At 62.5% G+C, this 19,755-nt stretch carries 17 protein-coding genes; 9 read left to right on the top strand and 8 right to left on the bottom strand.

What is annotated here, in order from left to right; genetic code table 11:
• Window positions 1-3 precede the first annotated feature (3 nt).
• From VJR90_10280 to cls, 4 genes are all read left to right on the top strand, one after another.
• On the top strand, window positions 4-423 hold the full coding sequence (locus tag VJR90_10280) for a DNA polymerase III subunit chi (GenBank protein ID HKV97858.1): 420 nt from the start codon (window positions 4-6) through the stop codon (window positions 421-423).
• 8 nt (window positions 424-431) lie between these two features.
• Window positions 432-758, top strand: coding sequence for a hypothetical protein (locus VJR90_10275; GenBank protein HKV97857.1), 327 nt, complete (start codon window positions 432-434; stop codon window positions 756-758).
• Between the two features lie 176 nt (window positions 759-934).
• Complete coding sequence (locus VJR90_10270) at window positions 935-3,748, top strand: valine--tRNA ligase (protein HKV97856.1); 2,814 nt, start codon at window positions 935-937, stop codon at window positions 3,746-3,748.
• A 39-nt stretch (window positions 3,749-3,787) separates the two neighbouring features.
• The gene (gene cls / locus VJR90_10265; protein HKV97855.1) at window positions 3,788-5,233 is read left to right on the top strand and encodes a cardiolipin synthase; all 1,446 of its coding nucleotides are present in this window, start codon (window positions 3,788-3,790) and stop codon (window positions 5,231-5,233) included.
• Window positions 5,234-5,308: 75 nt separating this feature from the next.
• Here cls and VJR90_10260 read toward each other — a convergent pair whose 3' ends face one another.
• Entirely contained in the window at window positions 5,309-5,770 is a 462-nt protein-coding gene (locus VJR90_10260; protein ID HKV97854.1) for a nuclear transport factor 2 family protein, read from the bottom strand.
• A gap of 147 nt (window positions 5,771-5,917) precedes the next feature.
• Here VJR90_10260 and VJR90_10255 point away from each other — a divergent pair, with 147 nt between their 5' ends.
• The 3 genes from VJR90_10255 to VJR90_10245 all read left to right on the top strand — a co-directional run bounded on the left by VJR90_10255 (window position 5,918) and on the right by VJR90_10245 (window position 9,860).
• Window positions 5,918-6,817 carry an AAA family ATPase gene (locus VJR90_10255; GenBank protein HKV97853.1) on the top strand — a complete coding sequence of 300 codons (900 nt, stop codon included), beginning with the start codon at window positions 5,918-5,920 and terminating at the stop codon, window positions 6,815-6,817.
• Window positions 6,818-6,915: 98 nt separating this feature from the next.
• Window positions 6,916-7,899 carry a DUF58 domain-containing protein gene (locus tag VJR90_10250; GenBank protein HKV97852.1) on the top strand — a complete coding sequence of 328 codons (984 nt, stop codon included), beginning with the start codon at window positions 6,916-6,918 and terminating at the stop codon, window positions 7,897-7,899.
• Complete coding sequence (locus tag VJR90_10245; protein HKV97851.1) at window positions 7,896-9,860, top strand: DUF3488 and DUF4129 domain-containing transglutaminase family protein; 1,965 nt, start codon at window positions 7,896-7,898, stop codon at window positions 9,858-9,860. The genes VJR90_10250 and VJR90_10245 overlap by 4 nt, the downstream gene beginning before the upstream one ends.
• 143 nt (window positions 9,861-10,003) lie before the next feature.
• Here the strand turns inward: VJR90_10245 and VJR90_10240 are convergent, their stop codons facing one another.
• The 7 genes from VJR90_10240 to ilvC all read right to left on the bottom strand — a co-directional run bounded on the left by VJR90_10240 (window position 10,004) and on the right by ilvC (window position 16,952).
• Window positions 10,004-10,720: a hypothetical protein gene (locus VJR90_10240; protein ID HKV97850.1), complete on the bottom strand. Its 717-nt coding sequence runs from the start codon at window positions 10,718-10,720 to the stop codon at window positions 10,004-10,006.
• Between the two features lie 91 nt (window positions 10,721-10,811).
• Entirely contained in the window at window positions 10,812-12,098 is a 1,287-nt protein-coding gene (locus VJR90_10235; GenBank protein ID HKV97849.1) for an MFS transporter, read from the bottom strand.
• Window positions 12,099-12,216: 118 nt separating this feature from the next.
• Window positions 12,217-13,812: a peptide chain release factor 3 gene (locus VJR90_10230; protein HKV97848.1), complete on the bottom strand. Its 1,596-nt coding sequence runs from the start codon at window positions 13,810-13,812 to the stop codon at window positions 12,217-12,219.
• Window positions 13,813-13,878: 66 nt separating this feature from the next.
• Window positions 13,879-14,346, bottom strand: coding sequence for a ribosomal protein S18-alanine N-acetyltransferase (gene rimI / locus VJR90_10225; protein ID HKV97847.1), 468 nt, complete (start codon window positions 14,344-14,346; stop codon window positions 13,879-13,881).
• Window positions 14,343-15,047: a uracil-DNA glycosylase gene (locus VJR90_10220; GenBank protein ID HKV97846.1), complete on the bottom strand. Its 705-nt coding sequence runs from the start codon at window positions 15,045-15,047 to the stop codon at window positions 14,343-14,345. The genes rimI and VJR90_10220 overlap by 4 nt, the downstream gene beginning before the upstream one ends.
• A gap of 5 nt (window positions 15,048-15,052) precedes the next feature.
• Window positions 15,053-15,889, bottom strand: a complete 837-nt coding sequence (pssA, locus tag VJR90_10215; protein HKV97845.1) for a CDP-diacylglycerol--serine O-phosphatidyltransferase — start codon at window positions 15,887-15,889, stop codon at window positions 15,053-15,055.
• A 64-nt stretch (window positions 15,890-15,953) separates the two neighbouring features.
• Window positions 15,954-16,952 carry a ketol-acid reductoisomerase gene (gene ilvC, locus VJR90_10210; GenBank protein HKV97844.1) on the bottom strand — a complete coding sequence of 333 codons (999 nt, stop codon included), beginning with the start codon at window positions 16,950-16,952 and terminating at the stop codon, window positions 15,954-15,956.
• Between the two features lie 139 nt (window positions 16,953-17,091).
• Between ilvC and VJR90_10205 the strand changes: the two genes are divergently transcribed.
• Both VJR90_10205 and VJR90_10200 read left to right on the top strand, forming a co-directional pair.
• Window positions 17,092-18,810, top strand: a complete 1,719-nt coding sequence (locus VJR90_10205) for a proline--tRNA ligase (protein HKV97843.1) — start codon at window positions 17,092-17,094, stop codon at window positions 18,808-18,810.
• Between the two features lie 8 nt (window positions 18,811-18,818).
• Entirely contained in the window at window positions 18,819-19,394 is a 576-nt protein-coding gene (locus VJR90_10200) for a transglycosylase SLT domain-containing protein (GenBank protein HKV97842.1), read from the top strand.
• Window positions 19,395-19,755: the final 361 nt, after the last annotated feature.

Below are 19,755 nucleotides of genomic sequence, written 5' to 3'. Positions count from 1 at the left end.
AGCATGACTCAAGTGGACTTCTATGTGCTGCCGGATACCACCCCGCGCGGGCGCGCGTTGTTCGTGTGCCGGCTTGCGGAAAAAGTCTTCCACCTCGGCCAGCGCAGCTTCATCCATCTCGCATCGGAGCGCGATGCACGCGAGCTGGATGAGCTCCTGTGGACATACCGCGACCGCAGCTTCCTGCCGCACGCGCTCGCCGCCGCCGGCGACGATGTACCGGTGCTGCTCGGCTGCGGCGCGGAGCCGGCCGCGGATTGCCAGTTGCTCATCAACATGACCTCCGCGGTACCCGGGTTCTTCAGCCGCTTCGAACGCGTTGCGGAGGTGGTGGACGCCGACCCGCAAATCCGCGCCCAGGGGCGCGAACGCTTCCGCTTTTACAAAGATCGCGGGTATGCTGTGGAGACCCATCAGCTGTGAGTACGTCCATGCCGCCCGTCAATCCGTTGGATACCCCAGCCATGCCGGACATCCCGGTACTGGACGACGTCGTCACGCCGGGCGACGGCAAGCCGGTGGCGCCGAAAAACGGTACACCGTCGGCCGCGCCTGCCGCTCCCGTGCGGCCCGAAGTCCGTCAGGACCTGCTGATTGACATGCTGACCGAGCGCATCGCCGCGCTCACCGATCGGCTGCTGCGCGATGCCTCGAACGACATCCAGGATCTGCTCATGGACAAGATCTGGGAAAAACTGCGCGTGGAAATCCCCGCCATAGTCGCCGAAGCACTCGGGAAAAACGGTCACGACCGCTGACATCTCCACGTAACGCCATCCGTGGTGTTACGCGCTTGCACCGTTCAGGCACTCACGCGCCGCACTCGCATGTGGATGCATCCGGCCCGCCGCCCACGACGGGTGAGTGCGGCTTGCGCCGCTCACCCGCTGTTATAATTCCCCGCTCCGCCCGGCGGCAGCTCCCCATCTCCTAAATGGAAAAGAACTACGACCCGCAGGCCATCGAGCGCCGCTGGTATCAGCATTGGGAACAGACCGGCGGCTTCGCCTCGCGCGGCGCGGGCACGCCGTACTGCATCCTGCTGCCGCCGCCCAACGTCACCGGCACATTGCACATGGGCCATGCCTTCCAGCAAACGCTCATGGACACGCTCATCCGCTACCACCGCATGCGCGGCGAGCGCGTGCTGTGGCAGGGCGGCATGGATCATGCGGGCATCGCTACCCAGAAAATCGTCGAGAACCAGTTAGCGGTCGAAGGCAAGACCCGCCATGACCTCGGCCGCGAGAAGTTCATTGCGCGCGTGTGGCAATGGAAACAGGAATCCGGCTCGGTCATCGGCCGCCAGATGCGGCGTATCGGCGTCTCGCTTGACTGGTCGCGCGAGCGCTTCACCATGGACGCGGGACTGTCCGCTGCGGTGTGCAAGGTTTTCGTCGAGTGGTACCGCGCAGGACTTCTGTACCGCGGCAAGCGGCTGGTGCACTGGGATCCCGTGCTGCAAACTGCGGTCTCCGACCTCGAAGTCAACAACGAGGAACGCGACGGCCATCTGTGGTTCATCCGTTATCCGGGAGCCGATGGAAGTGAAGGCGTGGTGGTTGCCACCACGCGGCCGGAAACCATGCTGGGCGATGTGGCCGTGGCCGCGCATCCCGAAGATGCGCGTTACAAAAAGCTGATCGGCAAGAAACTAAAGCTGCCGCTCACCGGCCGCGAGATCCCGGTCATTGCCGATGAATCCGTGGATAAGGAATTCGGCACTGGCGCGGTCAAGATCACACCGGCTCATGATTTCAACGATTACAAACTCGGCGAACGGCACAGCCTCGAGCCGCTCAATATTTTCACGCTGGATGCCAGGCTCAATGAGAACGTACCGGCCGCTTACCGCGAGCTGGACCGCTTTGCGGCGCGCAAGCGCGTGCTGGCCGATCTGGAATCGCAAGGATGGCTGGTCGAAACCCGTAAACACAAACTCACCATACCTGTGAGCCAACGCTCCGATGCGGTGATCGAGCCGATGCTCACGGACCAGTGGTTCTTGGATTTGACGAGCAAAAAAGGCCGCAAGGCCATCACCGAACCGGCGTTGAACGCGGTTCAAAACGGCGATATCAAATTCGTCCCGGAGAACTGGGCGACGACTTACACGCAATGGCTGGAAAACATCCAGGACTGGTGTGTAAGCCGTCAGCTCTGGTGGGGCCACCGTATTCCCGCGTGGTATGACGAAGCCGGCAACATTTTTGTCGGTGAAGATCAGGCTGATGCAATCAAGCACGGCAACAAAAAGCCCGTGGGCAGACTGACACAAGATGAAGACGTGCTGGACACCTGGTTCAGCTCAGCACTGTGGCCGTTTTCCACACTTGGCTGGCCGGCAAATGGGCCGGTAAAGAACGAGCGCGGCCTCATCGTTGCGGACTGGTCGAAGGACCAGCAGTTCCTACCGTCCGCGGTGCTGATCACCGCCTTTGACATCATCTTTTTCTGGGTGGCGCGTATGGTCATGGCGACCAAATACTTTACCAAGCGCGTACCGTTCCGCGAGGTCTATATCAACGCCATCGTGCGCGACGCCGAAGGCCAGAAGATGTCCAAATCCAAGGGCAATACCATTGACCCGCTGGACCTGATGGACGGCATTGGCCTCGACGCGCTGGTGAAAAAATCCACTGAAACCTTGCTCATCCCGCAGGTGCGACAAAAGGTGGAAAAGCGCATTCGTCGCGACTACCCGCAGGGTATCCCGGCGGTGGGCGCAGATGCGCTGCGCTTCACCTTCGCGGCGCTCGCCACCTACGGCCGCACCATCAACTTCGACCTCAAGCGCTGCGAGGGCTACCGCAACTTCTGCACCAAGCTTTGGAATGCGACGCGCTTTGTTTTGATGAATAGCGAGGGATACAGCGCCCACGGTGAACTGCCGCTCAAAACTCCCGCCGAACACTGGATAGTCAACAAGCTCGAACACTTATTGATAAATATAGAAGGGCGTATCAAAGCCTACCGTTTCGATCTACTAGCACAGGATTTGTACGAATTCACCTGGAATGATTATTGCGACTGGTTCATCGAGCTGTCCAAGCCGGCGCTGAACGGAGATGATTGCGCGGCCGCGGATTCCACCCGCCACACACTTTTGTACGTGTTGGAAACTCTGCTGCGAGCACTGCACCCGATTATTCCCTTTATCACCGAAGAACTCTGGCAGCAGGTAGCACCCAAACTTGGCAAAACCGGCCAATCTGTTTCACTGGAATCTTATCCACAGTTCAAAAGGCGACTTGCGAACCCGAGCGTTGCCACCGGCGATATCGAACGTCTGATCGGGGCCATTATCCAAATCCGCAGCATCCGCAGCCAGATGAATCTTTCGCCGTCCCTGAATGTGCCGCTGCTGGTGGAAGACAAGGGCACCGATCCACATATCTGGCAACGCGTGGGGGCCATGCTCAAGGCCCTGGCAAGACTGGAATCGCTGCGCGTATTGCAGCCCGGAGAGACGTCGCCGCCCGCAGCCACCGCCGTGCTGGACCAGGCGACATTCATGATTCCGCTCCAGGGATTGATTGACGTGCCCGCGGAAATTGTGCGCCTCGGAAAACAACTGGACAAACTGCGGCAGGAGCGCGCACGCACCCAAGCCAAACTCGGCAATGCGGCGTTCATGAACGGCGCACCCGCCGAAGTGGTCAGCGCTACGCAGGCGCGGGTGCGCGAACTCGACGATGAGCTCGCCCGTCTCCAGGAACAACTGAATCGCCTGCGGACTCTGGAATAACAATACCCTGTCCGCATTTTTTTGCGGGAACCCGAGAGCATGGATAGTTATTTCTGGCATGTCTGGATCGGGCCCGTCATCGCAGCCATTCATGTCCTGGGCCTGATCGCGGCCGCGCATGCCGCGCTTACGGCGCGCACTTCCCAGGGCGCCGTCGCCTGGGCGGTATCGCTGGTTTTCATGCCGTATCTGGCGCTGATCCCGTATCTGATCTTCGGCCGCAGTAAGTTTGCCGGCTACGTGGAAGCGCGGCGCACGCGGAACCGCCAATTCAGTGAGCGTGCGCACGGTTTGCGCCGGGACGGCCGCGCACTCTCCGAAACCGAAGCGCTGTTGGGTCGCGGGCTCGGCGGCATCGTGGCCTTATCCAAGCTCACGCAACTGCCATTCACACGTGGCAACGAGGTGCGCCTGCTGATCAACGGCGGACCGACGTTTGCAGCCATCCTTGCAGCCATCGCAACAGCTAAACACTACGTCATCGTGCAGTTTTTCGTGGTGGCGGATGATGAACTCGGCCGGCAATTGCGCGACGCGCTCATCGCCAAGGTGCGCTCGGGAGTGACGGTATATTTTCTGTACGACGGCATCGGCAGCCATGCGTTGCCGGCAAGCTACGTTAGCAGCCTGCGCCACGCGGGTGTGCAGGCGCAGGAGTTTCTCACCCGCCGGCGCCGGCTTATCACCCGCTACCAGCTCAATTTCCGCAATCATCGCAAAATCGTGGTCGTGGACGGCGAACACGCGTTTGTCGGCGGACACAACGTCAGCAACGAATATCTGGGGTTGCAACCCCCGCTCAGTCCCTGGCGCGATACGCATATCGAGGTAACGGGTCCAGCAGTAGCGGGGATCCAGCTCGCCTTTGTGGAGGACTGGTACTGGGTCACCGGTCAGTTGCCGGACCTGCGTTGGCGCCCCGCTTCACAAGCCGCCAACATGCACTGCCAAGTGGTGCCGAGCGGCCCGGCGGACGAACTGGAGACCTGCGCGTTGTTCTTTGTGCAAGCCATCAACTCGGCCCGCACGCGTCTGTGGATCACCACGCCGTATTTCGTGCCGGATGAAGCGGTATTCACCGCGCTCAAGCTCGCGGTATTACGCGGTGTGGAGGTACGCATCCTGATACCGAGCCGCGCGGATCACTTTATCGTGTTCAACGCTTCCAGCCTGTACGCCCACGAGGCGGTACGCGCCGGCATCCGAGTGTACCGTTACCAGCCCGGTTTTCTGCATCAGAAAGTCGTATTGATAGATGACGAAGCGGCTGCGATTGGCAGCACCAATCTCGACAATCGCTCCTTCCGGCTCAATTTCGAAATTACGCTGCTGACCGTGGATCAGAATTTTGCGGCGGCGGTTGCCGCGATGCTGGCAACGGATTTTGCGCAGGCGCGGCGGATCACGTCCGAGGAATACACCGACAGCCCGGTGATACGGCGCGTGATCATGGGCGCGGCACGCCTGTTCGCGCCGATCCTCTAGCCCGCAGCTTGAACCTTCACTCCGGGCTGCGGTTACATCGCTGACCCGTGCAGCAGCTTTGCGCTCACAGACAAATCAACCCGCCGGGCCGGGCGAGGTGTTGAGCATCATGACCGCGAGTTTCCAGTCGCCGGACTGCCGTTGCCAGACCGAAAGATATTTGCCGTACCCGGCCGTGGCCTGGCCGCCTGCATCGCGACCGGTGAGCGTGTAGATTCCCCACGTATAGCCGAGATCACCGGAGGCACCCGCGCCCTGAAGTGTCCAGCTCAGCTGCGTGCCGGCAGGCAGGGCCTGCAGGCTCTGTTCAATGACCTTGCGGTTCTGCAACGGCGCACGTTGCTCCGGCAGCAACACGGCGTTATCCAGTGCATAACGCCGGAATGCGGTGGCAAATCCCTGCTGTGCGGACAACGTGGAAAACGCATCGTCGGTACGCGCCAACGCCTGGGTCGCCGCCGCAACGCCGCCGTTCCCGCAGGCGGCAAGCAACAGGCAAGCAACCACACCCACACCGGCGGCACGCAAGGTATTCACGTTTATCTCCCGACGAATGGACCTGTGTATTGTGGACGCCCCGCGGGTTTTAGCATAGTGTAAATTGCAGGGAGGAATTGCATGCCTAACGATCAGCCCATTCCCATCCGCGAATTGCCGGCGCGCAACCTGGTGGACAAGGTCGCCATGGCCATCACCGCGGCCAACCGCATCATTCTCGGCAAGGAAACCCAGATCCGCCTGGCGCTGGTGTGCCTGATCACCGGCGGCCACCTGTTGATCGAGGACATTCCCGGCGTCGGCAAGACCATGCTGGCGCAGAGTCTCGCGCACCTGCTGGGCCTGTCGTACCAGCGCATCCAGTTCACGAGCGACCTGCTGCCGGCGGACATCATCGGCGCGTCCATTTACGAGCGCCAGAGCGGCGAGTTCCGTTTCCACCCCGGCCCGATCTTCGCGCACCTGGTGCTGGCCGACGAGGTCAACCGCGCCACGCCCAAGGCGCAGAGCGCGCTGCTCGAAGCCATGGAAGAACGCCAGGTGACCGTGGACGGCGTCACCCGGCCGCTGCCGCAGCCGTTCTTCGTGATCGCCACCCAGAATCCGCTGCATCAGGTGGGCACGTTTCCGTTGCCGGAATCGCAACTCGACCGCTTCCTCATGTGCATTGGCCTTGGTTATCCCGGCGAGCACGCCGAGCGTGAGCTGCTGCGTGGGCGCGATCGCCGCGAACTGCTGCGCGACCTGAAGCCGGTATTGAATGCGCCCGAGCTGATGAGCCTGCGCAGCGCGGCCTTTGACCTGCATGTATCCGACGCTTTGCTGGATTACCTGCAGGCCCTGGTGCGTCACACGCGCGAATCCCCGCGCTACGAAAACGGCCTGTCACCGCGCGCCGCCATTGCGCTCAAGCACGCCGCGCAGGCCTGGGCGCTGCTCATGGGCCGTGCCGGCGTGATCCCGGAAGATCTGCAGGCAGTGCTGCCGGGCGTGGTCGGTCACCGCCTGCGCATGCAAGCCACGCATGAAAGCGGCACACCGGCGACGGTCGCCAAAGAGCTGCTGGAAGCCGTGCCGATCCCCTGAAAAAATCGTGCTGCGTCCTGCGTGCTGAGTGCTGCGTCCAAAAAAGTCGTCACACGGTACTCGTCACGCAGCACGCAGTACCCAGCACCGGATCCTGAATGTTCGCTGCCACGCGCAAATTCCTGAGCCAGCACATATACGAATGGGCGCGCCGCCGTCAGGGCCAGGATGGCGACAGTCTGCGCCTGGACCACCGGCGCATCTACATCCTGCCCACGCGTCAGGGCTGGATTTACGCGTTGGCGCTGCTGTTCATGCTGCTCGCTTCCATGAACTACTCCAACAGCATGGGCTTCATGCTGGTGTTCGTGCTCGCCGGGCTGGGCTTCACCGCCATGTACGCATGCCACGCCAATCTCGCCGGGTTGGAAATCACCGCCGGCAAACATCCCGCGGTGTTCGCCGGTGACACCGCACGCTTTGTCCTGCACCTTGACAATCCGGGTCGCAGCACGCGCAGCGCCATCAGCCTGAGCGCGGCGCACGGTGACTCCACGGTCACCGGCGATATCGCCGGCGGCGGTCACGGCAATGGGGCCGTGCCATTGCGCGCCGAGCACCGCGGCTGGCTGAGTGTCGAGCGCTTGGTGGTGGAAACCGATTATCCGTTCGCCCTGTTCCACGCTTGGAGCTGGGTGTACATGGAGCTGAAAGTGCTGGTGTATCCCCAACCCGCGGAACATGCGCCCCCGCTGCCCCAGCCCGAAGGCGGACACGGCGGCGGCGAGCGTGCGACGCGCGGCGATGAGGATTTCAGCAACTTGCGCAGTTATCGGCCCGGCGATTCACCGCGGCACATCGCCTGGAAGGCATCGGCACAGATGCAGCGGCTGCTCACCAAACAGTTTGCCGGCGGTGGTGAGGAACAGCGCTGGCTCGCATGGGATCAGCTGGCGGAGCGCGACCCGGAAAAGCGCCTGTCCATCCTGTGCCGCTGGGTATTGACCGCACACGCTGAAAACCTGAATTACGGCCTGCGCTTGCCGGGCAAAACTATCGCCATCGCCGGCGGTGCGACGCACCGCGACCACTGCCTGGAAGAACTGGCGCTGTTCCAGTTGCCGGGAGCGCACGCTCCTTGAACGCGATATTGGCGACCAACTCCGAGCCGCGCCTGGAACGCACGCGCCTGTTGTGGACGCTGGCGGCACTCGCCGTCATGACGCTGCCGCACGCGCTGCACCTCGCGCCCTGGATAGTACTCACCGCCACGCTCGTCGCCTTGTGGCGCCTGGGCGTGGTGTATTTCGGCTGGCCGTTGTTCAGCCGCTACACGCGCATCGCCTTCGGCGTGCTTGCGTTCATCGGCGTGTACGCGACCTATCGGACCTTCAACGGCCCGCAAGCCGGTACCGCCTTGCTGATCCTGCTCGCCGGGCTCAAGCTCATGGAAGCGCGCGGACTGCGCGACTATTTCCTGCTGCTGGTGATCACCCTGGTCATAGGCTTGACCAACTTCCTGTACGACCAGACGATTCCGCTCGCAATCTACATGATTCCGGCCGTGTGGCTCGCAGCTGCCGCGATGCTCAATGTCGCCCATCCGGACACTGGACACACACTGCTGGCATCCGCAAGAACCAGCGCACGCATGCTGCTGTCGGCGCTGCCGGTGGCGCTGGTGCTGTTCCTGCTGTTTCCGCGCATTCCCGGCCCCTTGTGGAGTCTGGCGTTGCCGCAACACTCGGCGGTCACCGGTTTGTCCACCAGCATGTCGCCAGGCAGCTTGAGCCGCCTCGCGCAATCGGACGCCATCGCGTTCCGTGTCAAGTTCCTGAATGCCGCGCCGCCGCGCGCTCAGCTTTACTGGCGCGCCCTGGTGCTGCACGACTACGACGGTCAAACCTGGACTGCCGGCAACATCATGTGGGACGGCAGCAGCACACTGTCCGCGCGCGGAGCGCCGGTGAACTATCAAATCACCTTGCAGCCCAATCAACTGCGGGTGCTGTACGCGCTCGACTTGCCGGCCCAGGTGCCGGCGAGCACGCGCCTGACCGCGGACTACGAAATACTCGCGCCGCGCCCGGTTACGGAACTCAGGTTGTACGACGCCAGTTCCTACACCGATTACCGCTACGGTCTGGATATCCCTGCCTGGGAGCTGCGCCGCGACATGCGCCTGTCTCCCGGGATTGATCCGCGCGCGCGCCAACTGGCGCAAAGCTGGCGTGCTGCAACCTCAGCTCCGGAGCAGATTGTCACGGACGCGCTGCGCATGTTTCACCAGCAGGATTTCCATTACACGCTGCAACCCGGGGTGCTGAACGGCCCGAATCGCATTGACGATTTCCTGTTCAACACGCGCCGCGGTTTCTGTGAACACTTTGCCAGTGCGTTTGTGTTTCTGATGCGCGCCGCCGGCATTCCGGCACACGTGGTCATCGGCTATCAAGGCGGTACGCGCAATCCCGTGGACGGATATTACGTCGTGCGCCAGGAAGATGCGCACGCCTGGGCGGAGGTGTGGTTCGCAGGCCGCGGCTGGGTGCGCGTGGATCCGACCGCGGCCGTGGATCCGGCGCGCGTGGACCAGGGTTTGGCGGCCGCGCTGCCGGGCGAAGCGGTGCCAGGCTACTTTTTCCACGCCCACCCATGGGTGGGGCAGTTACGCAATGGCTGGGACGCACTCAACAACGGCTGGAATCAATGGATATTGGCCTACGGTCCGGAACTGCAGAGCCGTTTTTTCGCCGACATCGGGCTGGCGTATGGCAACTGGCTGCAGCTGGTATTGGTTCTGCTGATGGCCATCGGCGCGATTCTGCTGCTGGTGTGGGTGGTGCTGTGGTGGCGTCATCGCGCTCCGCGGCCTTCCGGCGTGCAACGCAACTACCTGCGCTTCTGCCGCAAGCTGGCAAATCGTGGATTCACGCGTGCCGGCTATGAGGGTCCGCTGGATTACGCGCAGCGCGTGAGCCGCGCGCGGCCGGATCTGGCGTCTGCGGTGAATGTCATCGCCAGGTTCTATGTGAACCTGCGATATGCAGGGAGCGGCGATGCCCGCGCTTTCGCCAGATTGGTACAGGCCTTCCGCCCTTGAGCTGAAACCCCGCAGCCGGCCCGCTCATTGGCTGCACTGAGATCAACCAGCACGCCCGCGCGGAGATTTTCCTCCGCGCGTAAACGCCGCGCTGGATTTGCAATCAGCCGGCAGCGGCGCTCAACTGCGTTGCCAGCAACGCATCAACTGCCGCTCGGGACCGCCTGGGTGTAGGTTGCCGGAAACCCGCTCGGTGGCTTGGCCAGGTTCCAGGTGCCGGGTTTGCTGGAATCCTGGATGAAATTCAAGGTCCATGAGATCTGGGAATAGGCCGTGGAGATCAGCGAACCCGGGATGGCGATGGAAATTGAATTCGCACTCCAAAACGTCAGGCCGCAGGGCATGCTGACCGGCGTATTGTCCGCCACCGCCGTGATCGTCAGGGAGCAACGCACACCGCTGACGTGCACGGCCAGGCCGGAATAAACCGCGCCCGCCACGCTGCTATTGAGAATCATGTCGGCGGCGGGTGCTGAAATCGTGAAGTGCGTGGGCAGATACATGCCGATGTCGGGGACGTTGGACGCGGCCAGCGTGTTGTTGCCGAATTGCCTGAGCGTGAGGACCTGCTGGCCCTTGGGAGTGTTGAAACCGATTTCCATATAGGCATGTGGTGCGCCCAGCGCGTTGTCCTTGTCTTTCAGCACCACACAGCCCAAGCCGACTTCAGGCGGATTGGTGCCGTCCCCGCGATAGGTGTAGTAATTGCAGGTATGGCCGCTAATCAGGAAGTTGGCGCTGTCGGTGTAGGAGCCCTTGACCGGTACCCCGATGAGCGCAAACATCGAACCGGACGAACCGCAAGCCGCGAGCAGCATGACACCGCAGGCGCAAAGCCCTCCCATTAACATCCGCTTCATAAACCCTCCACGACGGTTTTGAGGGCGGCAACAGGCCGCTTCCCGGAACCGAATTCTGCCACGACTGGAGCGATTTCGCAGGTCTGCCGATTCAATGCTGTGCAGGGGGTGCGGGCGCCGCAGTGCCGGCCGGGCGCCCTTCCACCCGCGCCAGCAGCACCGCCCCCACCGCAAACAACACGATTACCGACAGAATCGACAGGCGTGGGCTACCGCTCAGGTAACTCACCAGGCCGATCAGGAAAGGGCCGATGATGGCGGCGAACTCACCCAACATGTTGTAGAAACCGAAGAATTCCCCGGCGCGCTCGGGCGGTACCAGTCGCGCGTAGTACGAGCGGCTCAGTAGTTGCACCCCGCCCTGCACCAGTCCGACCAGCGCCGCGAGCACGAAAAACTGCCAGGAATGCTGCATGAAGGCCGCGAACACGGTGACAAATACATACACCGCCAGGCCGATGAAGATCGCGATTTTCGGGCCGATGCGTTCACCCAGGCGCCCGAACAGGAGCGCCGCGGGCGCGCCGATGAACTGCACCATAAGCACCGCTAAAATTAAATCAGTCCGGGTGAAACCAATCGCCTGGCCGTAGTCCACCGCCATCTGGATGATGGTGTTAACCCCATCTATATATACCCAATAGGCAATCAGGAACATGAGCACCGGCTTGTAGGCGCGCACGTGGCGGAAGGTTTCCGCCAGTTGCGTCACGCCGGCCTTGGCCGTCCTGAATAGACTCTCTTTCTTCTGAGGCTTCCGTGGTTCCGGCACCCACAATAGCAGCGGCAATGAAAATATCAGCCACCAGATGGCGGTGAGAATCAGAATCAGCTTCACCGCCGCGGTGGCGTCCGCCAGACCAAACCACTGCGGCTTGAGGCTCAGGGCCACGCCCACGACCAGAAATACACCGCCGCCAAGGTACCCGGCGAAATAGCCGATTGCCGAGGTCATGTCCAACTTGCCGGGCGGAGCGACCGACACCAGCATGGAATCGCCGAACACGTTGCCCCACCAATAACACATGGAAGCGATCACGTAGAACAGCCACGCCCACTGCCACTGCCCCATGTTCACGAAATGCAGCGCCAGAACCATGACCGCGCCCAGGAACGCGCTGGTAATCAAGAAGCGTTTCTTGTGCCCACCGCGGTCGGCAATCGCACCCAGCACCGGCGCCGACAGCGCCACCACGAGGCTGGCGATGGAATTCGCCAGCCCCAGGCGGAAGGTGTTCACCGTCACCGAGCTGCCGTGGTCCCAGTAGTTCAGAAAAAAAATCGGAAAGAATACCGTGATGATGGAAGTCGTATAGGCGTGATTGCCCCAGTAGTACGACGCCCACCCCCACAGCTTGCGGTTCCTGAGCAACGGCATGTCCGACTCCCCATGAGCGGCCGCTCAAGGCTAACAGGAATGTGGGGGTGCCGCTATCCGGCGCGCGCACGCTTGAACGGCGCGACTGTCACGATCGCCACGCACATAGTTTCTTTCTTCAGGCGGCGAGCGATTCGATGCCGTGCTCGCGGGTGGTGCGGAAGCGCACGTCGGGCCAGCGTTCCTCGGTGAGTTGAAGATTGATCAAGGTCGGCGCCACGTATACCAGGCTATCGGTGTGATCCAGCGCCAGGTTGTCGAAGGCCTTGTTGCGGAACTCTTCCAGGCGTTTCGCGTCCTCGCATTCCACCCAGCGCGCCGTGGCGACATTTATGTTGTCGAACACGCAATCCACGCCATACTCCTCTTTCAGGCGATAAGCGACGACATCAAATTGCAGCAAGCCCACGGCGCCCAGTATCAAATCGTTGTTGCGCAGCGGTTTGAACAACTGCGTGGCGCCCTCTTCGCAGAGCTGCGCCAGGCCCTTGGCGAGCGCCTTGGATTTGAGCGGATCCTTGAGTACCACGCGCCGGAAAATTTCCGGAGCGAAATTCGGGATACCGGTGAAGCTCAGGTCCTCGCCCTGGGTGAAGGCATCGCCGATAGCCACGGTGCCGTGGTTGTGGATGCCGATGATGTCCCCGGCATAGGCTTCCACGGCATGCTCGCGTTCCGCGGCCATGAACGTCAAGGCATCGGCGATTTTCACCTCGCGGCCGATACGCACATGCCGGATGCGCATGCCGGGCGTGTAGCGTCCCGAGCACAGGCGCAGGAATGCGATGCGGTCGTGGTGCTGCGGGTCCATGTTGGCCTGAATCTTGAACACGAAGCCGCTGAGCTTTTCCTCCGAGGGTTCGACCCTGCGCGTCGTGGTGGCGCGCGCACGCGGCGGCGGCGCGTGCTCCACGAACGCGTCCAGCAGTTCGCGCACGCCGAAGTTGCTGATGGCGGAGCCGAAAAACACCGGCGTCAGCCGGCCGGCCAGATATTCCTGGCGGTCGAACGCATGTGACGCGCCGCGCACCAGTCCGACTTCCGCGCGAAATGTCTCTGCGTCACCGCCCAATAACTCATCCGCAGTGGCGCTGTTCAGGCCCTCGATCACGCGCACTTCGCCCAGGCGGCCGGTCTTGTCACCCGCATATATATAGATGCGGTCATCGGCGAGATGATAAATCCCCTTGAGATCGCGCCCCATGCCGATTGGCCAGGTCACGGGCGCACAGCGGATTTTCAACACCGCCTCCACCTCGTCCAGCAGCGACATGGGATCGCGTCCGTCACGATCCAGCTTGTTGATGAAAGTCATGATGGGTGTGTCGCGCAACCGGCAGACTTCCATGAGCTTGATGGTGCGCTCCTCCACGCCCTTGGCGCAGTCAATCACCATGAGCGCCGAGTCCACCGCGGTGAGCGTGCGATAGGTGTCCTCAGAAAAGTCCTCGTGGCCGGGCGTGTCGAGCAGGTTGATGACGCGGCCGTTGTAGGGGAACTGCATCACCGAGGACGTCACCGAGATGCCGCGCTGCTGCTCGAGCTTCATCCAGTCGGAAGTGGCGTGGCGCGCGGCCTTGCGGCCCTTGACCGCGCCCGCCATCTGGATGGCGCCGCCGAAGAGCAACAGCTTCTCGGTGAGCGTGGTCTTGCCGGCGTCCGGGTGCGAGATGATGGCAAAGGTGCGCCGCCGGCCGATTTCATGGTCGAACATCGTTTGGGGAACTCGTTGAAAAAAAAGCGCGCCATTTTACCCGAAGCGCGCTAGCCGACGGCTGCGCTACAAGGGCAAACCCAGGATCAGGGCATCCTCGCGGCCGTGCTCGCCGGGATAATAGTTCTTGCGCATGCCGACCTGCTCGAAGCCGCGCGTGTGATAGAGGCGCAGCGCGGCCTTGTTGGACGGCCGCACCTCGAGCAGCATCTGGTAGGCGCCGCGCTCGCGCGCCAGCTCGATGAAATGCTCGAGCAGCAAGCGCCCGTAACCCTGACCCTGCCACTCGGGTGTCACGCAGATGTTGAGCAGATGCGCTTCGCCCACTACCAGTGACAGCACGCCATAACCACCGATGCTGCCGCCCAATTCCATGATCCAGCAACCGTAGCCTACACGCAGGCAATCGCGAAAGATTCCTTCGCTCCAGTGAAAACGGTAGGCACGCTTCTCGATGGCCATCACCGCCGTCACATCGTGGTCGCGCATCGGACGGTAGACCGGCGAGTCGGGAATCGCGACCACCGCGCTCATGCCGTGAGCTCCCTGAACGTGCGTACTGCGAATTGCAGATCCACCCAGGCTTTGCGCTTGTCTGCCGGAGTGCGCAGCAGGTACGCCGGATGATAGGTGACCACCACAGGGATGCCGTGCAGCTCATGCACGCGACCTCGCAGTTGGCCGAGGGGCGCAGCGGTTTGCAGCAGGTTCTGGGCGGCGATCCGGCCCACCGCAAGAATCAGCTTGGGCCGGATGAGCGCGATCTGCCGATCGAGAAACGGCCGGCAGGACGCGGCTTCGTCAGGTGCTGGATTGCGGTTGTCGGGCGGACGGCATTTGACGATGTTCGCGATGTACACCGCCTCGCGCTGCAGGCCGATGGCCGCGAGCATGGAATTCAACAACTGGCCGGCACGGCCCACGAACGGCTCGCCCTGACGGTCTTCTTCGGCGCCCGGCCCCTCGCCGATCACCAGCCACTCGGCCTGACGGTTACCCACGCCGAACACCGTCTGCGTGCAGCCGGCGCGCAGGCGGCAGGCCGTGCAGGCTTTGACGGCTGCCTCGAGTTCGGGCCAGTCCATCTGCGCAATGGCGGCGGCGCGTGCGTCGTCGGGCACCGCTGCATCGGGCTCGCGCACCGCGTCGGTAGCCGCGGGAATTTGCGCCAACCCGCGCCGCTCCCACACGGTGATGCCGAGATCGTGCAAATAACCGGCGCGCGCTGCGTCCATGATGTTCAATGTGCGGCGCGGCGCGCCCAGCGACGGCGCAGGCGCCACAGCGCCATGACCGGACCGGAGCAGGCGTACAGGAAGAACGAGATGAACAGTACCCACGGCGGGCTCAGGGAAATGACGATGATGGCCACGGGTACGATGAGCAGCATGGTGAAGGGCACGCGACCGTACAGATGCAGGTCCTTGAAACTGTAAAAGCCGATGCTGCTGACCATGAGCACGCCGGCCAAGACCGTGATGACGTACGCCGGGATCACCAGCGCCGGGCCGGGAATACCGAGATCGGTGCCCAGCCACACTGCGCCCGCCACGATGCCCGCGGCCGCCGGACTCGGCAGGCCCTGAAAGTAGCGCTTGTCCACCACCCCGGTGCGCACGTTGAAGCGCGCCAGACGCAGTGCCGCGGTGATCGCGTAAAAAAACGCGCCCAACCAGCCGATCTTGCCCCAGGCCCAGCCGAAACTGATCATGTCCTTGAAGGCCCACTCGTACATCACCAGCGCCGGAGCCAGTCCGAAGGACACCATGTCGGAAAGCGAGTCGTATTCCTTGCCGAACGCGCTTTCGGTGTGCGTGAGTCGCGCGATGCGGCCATCCAGGCCGTCGAAGATCATGGCCACGAACACCGCGAGCGCAGCCGCTTCGAAGTGGCCGGCAATCGCGGCCACGATGGCATAAAACCCCGCGAACAGGCCGGCGGTGGTAATCAGGTTGGGCAGCAGGTAAATGCCGCGGCGGCGCGGCCCCTCGATGCCGGCTTCCGCGGCTTCATTCACCTGCTCGTCAATGCCCACCTCGGTATCGACGTCGGGATCAGGGGTCGTAGGCACGTGCATGGGCTGGCCTCGGATGTAGTGGCTTATCATGCCATGAGCGGCAATCGGGTGCGCACGCCGACCGTCAGCCGGTGCGGCCGCAGGCATGCATGTGCGCGCGCAAACGCTGGCCCACGTCTTCAATCAGCTGCGCACGTGCACGCGCACGCCCGGCCTTGATGGCGGGCAACCCCGCATCCAGTTCGCGCTCCAGCTCCGCGGCAAACCGGCCGTTCTGGATCTCCTCGAGGATCTGCTGCATCGCCGCACGCGTGGGCGCGCCGATGACGCGCGCACCGCGCGTGTAATCCCCGAACTCGGCGGTGGTGGAAATGGATGCGCGCATGCCAGCGATGCCGCGCTGGTAAATCATGTCGGCCATGAGCTTCACTTCGTGCAGGCACGCGAAGTAGGCCACCTCCGGTTGGTAACCGGCCTGCACCAGCGTGTCGAATGCGGCCTGTATCAGGTGCGTCAACCCGCCGCTCAGCACCGCCTGCTCCGCGAACAAGTCGGTCTCAGTCTCTTCGCGGAAACTTGATTCGATGATGCCAGCGCGTCCGTGGCCCTGGGCCCAGGCATAGGAGAGCGCCAGCGCATGCGCCTGACCGCTGGCGTCCTGGTGTACCGCCACCAGCGCCGGCACGCCGTGGTGCTCAAGATATTGCGCGCGTACCTGTTCGCCGATACCGTTGGGCGCCACGAGCATCACGTCGAGATCGGCGCGTGGCACGATGCGCTTGAAATGGATGTTGAAACCGTGGGCAAAAATCAGCGCGCCGTTCCTGCGCAGCCCAGGGGCCACAATCCCGGTGTAGATTTCAGCCTGCACTTCGTCCGGAACCAGCATCACCACGACATCGGACTCGGAGACCGCCGCCGCTGGTTCCGCCACGCTCAGCCCGGCCGCGCTGGCGGCGACGCGCGACGCCGAGCCCGCACGCAAACCGACGCACACGTTGACGCCGGAATCCTTGAGGTTGAGTGCCTGCGCCCGCCCCTGAACGCCGAAACCCAGGACGGCGACGCGGCGTGCGCGAATCAGCGCGCGATCGAGTGCGGTGTCGTACAGAACTGTAGCCATGCTCATTTCCAGTGACGGCACCGCGGTTATTGTACCCAGCTGGAACAGGCGGCGGATATCGGCGTCGAAATGCCCAGCAAGCTGTACGCCATCGCGGATCAGCCATTAGAATACGACTTTACACATAAAGCCCTCACCGATGCTGACCTCGCGCTTCCCGTTGTGCACCATCAAGGAAACCCCGGCGGACGCCGATACCGCCAGTCACCGGCTGATGCTGCGCGCCGGAATGATCCGCAAGCTCGCGACGGGGATTTATACCTGGCTGCCGCTCGGCCTGCGCGTGCTACGCAAGGTGGAAGCAATCGTGCGCGAGGAAATGAATCGTGCCGGCGCCATGGAATTGCTCATGCCCTGTATACAGCCAAAGGAGCTATGGGAGGAAACCGGCCGTTGGGAGAAATTTGGTGGGCAACTGCTCAAGATCAAGGATCGCAAGGAGCAGGAATATTGCTTCGGCCCCACCCACGAGGAAGTCGTCACCGACTGGGCGCGCGCGGAACTTAAAAGCTACAAGCAACTGCCACTGAATCTTTATCAGATCCAGACCAAGTTCCGCGACGAAATACGGCCGCGCTTCGGCGTGATGCGCGCACGTGAATTTCTCATGAAAGATGCCTATTCATTCCACCTGACTGAACAGGATCTGGTGCGTGAATACCAGAACATGTACGACACCTACACGCGTATCTTTACACGCTGCGGCCTTAAGTTCCGATCCGTGCGCGCGGATACCGGCGCCATCGGTGGCAACGCCTCGCATGAATTCCACGTGCTGGCCGACGCCGGTGAAGATGCTATCGCTTTCTCCACCGAATCGGATTACGCCGCCAACGTGGAACTGGCGGAAGCCGTGCCCGCGCGTACTCCGCGCCCGGTACCCGCAGCGAAGCTCGAACTGGTGGATACGCCGACTCAGAAAACCATCGCAGCAGTAACTGCCTTTCTGAAGGTCAAGCCCGAGCAGTGCGTCAAAACACTCGTGGTGCGCGGAAACCAGGGACTGGTGGCCCTATGCCTGCGCGGCGATCACGAGATCAACGAAGTTAAGGCTGCGAAGCTCCCGGAGTTGCCGGGCGCATCCGTGTTGGCCGGCGAGGATGAAATCTATAAGGCTATCGGCTGCAGGCCGGGTTTCATCGGCCCGGTACATCTGCCGGATAACATCCCGGTGATCGTGGACCGCGCGGCCTCAATGCTTGCGGACTTTGTCTGTGGTGCGAATCAGGAGGGCAAACATTACCGTGGCGCCAACTGGGAATGGGATGCGCGCAGCACGCGTACCGCCGACTTGCGCAAAGTGGTGGATGGCGACCCCTCGCCCGATGGCAAAGGCATGCTCAAAATCGCCCGCGGCATTGAAGTAGGTCACGTGTTCTCGCTCGGCGACAAATACGCAAAAGCCATGGGCGCTCAGGTGCTAGACGAGCTGGGCCAGCAGGTGACATTGCTCATGGGCTGTTACGGCATCGGCGTTTCACGCATCGTGGCCGCGGCCATCGAGCAGAACCATGACGAGCGCGGCATCATCTGGCCGGAACCGCTGGCACCATTCCAGATCGCCCTGTTGCCGCTCAACATGCACAAATCTCCGCCACTGCGCGCGGCGGCGGAGGCGCTGTATCGCGAGCTCGCGGCCGCGGGCTACGACATGCTCATGGACGATCGCGAGCTGCGTCCCGGACCGATGTTCGCCGACATGGAATTGATCGGCATCCCGCACCGGCTGGTGCTCTCGGATCGCAGTCTCAATGCTGGCACGGTGGAATACAAAGGCCGGCGCGACGAAAAGCCGCAAGACGTCGCGCGCAAGGATCTGTTGGCGTTCCTGAAAGCACGCCTGCCGGCCTCCAACTGACCGTGCCGATGCGCTGGCGGCTTGTTCTGGCATTGTCCGCGACGGCTCTCGCAGCCGGCCGGCCCGCCGCCGCGCAGAAATTAATCCCGCCGAGTCCGGAGCTGATTGCTCTGGTGCAGAAGGCGGCGGCCGATCAGACCAGCTTCAAGGACAGATACGATGCCCAGGTGTGGCTCATGACCATGTCCAATCGCCTCGCGCCAACCATGCCGGATGTGAAAAAACGCATGGCCATGTTGGAACTGATCCATGCGGAAGCCACGCGCGCCGGCGTATCGCCCGAACTGGTACTCTCCATCATCAACGTGGAAAGCAATTTCAACCGTTTCGCGGTGTCCCAGGCCGGGGCCCAGGGGCTCATGCAAATCATGCCCTTCTGGCTGAAACTGAGCGGCCAGCCGAACGGCAACCTGTTCCATGAAAACACTAACCTGCGGCTCGGCTGCACCATCCTCAAGTATTACCTGCAACGCTCACATGGCGACATTCGCGAAGCCCTGCAGCGCTACAATGGCGCCACCGTCGGCATTGATTACTCCGACCGGGTGCTCAGGGCTTTGAGCAGCAAGTGGCGGTGGGACTAGCTTCGTGCCCATGCGGGAGAAGTTTGAAAAGAAGGGAAACGACATTGAGCGGCTACGCCGCAAGGTGTATCAAGAGGGCGGGATTCCGTCCCGCAGCTGCGTAACTTTCTTTGCTCGTGCAAAGAAAGTCACCAAAGAAACACGCCCCGGGGATTCCGCGCCTGGCTGAAACCGAATCGGGAACGACTCGGTTTCAGCCGCGTGCCCTCGCGGCTCGCGCCCTCGGGGCCGCGCTCACGGCACCTCCCTGTGCCGGTCGCGCGGTCGGGGCGCTCCTTCGCCCCGACCTGCTTCGCAGGCTCTTCCCTGCGGGCGCTGCGCGCTCGGCGCAATCCACGGGGGCCTGAAGAGCAAGAGGCAC

This window comes from Gammaproteobacteria bacterium (assembly GCA_035279405.1).
Taxonomy (GTDB): domain Bacteria; phylum Pseudomonadota; class Gammaproteobacteria; order Natronospirales; family REEB76; genus REEB76.
The sequence above is the reverse complement of the archived record's forward strand: the minus strand, read 5'-3'. Positions and strand labels throughout refer to the sequence as shown.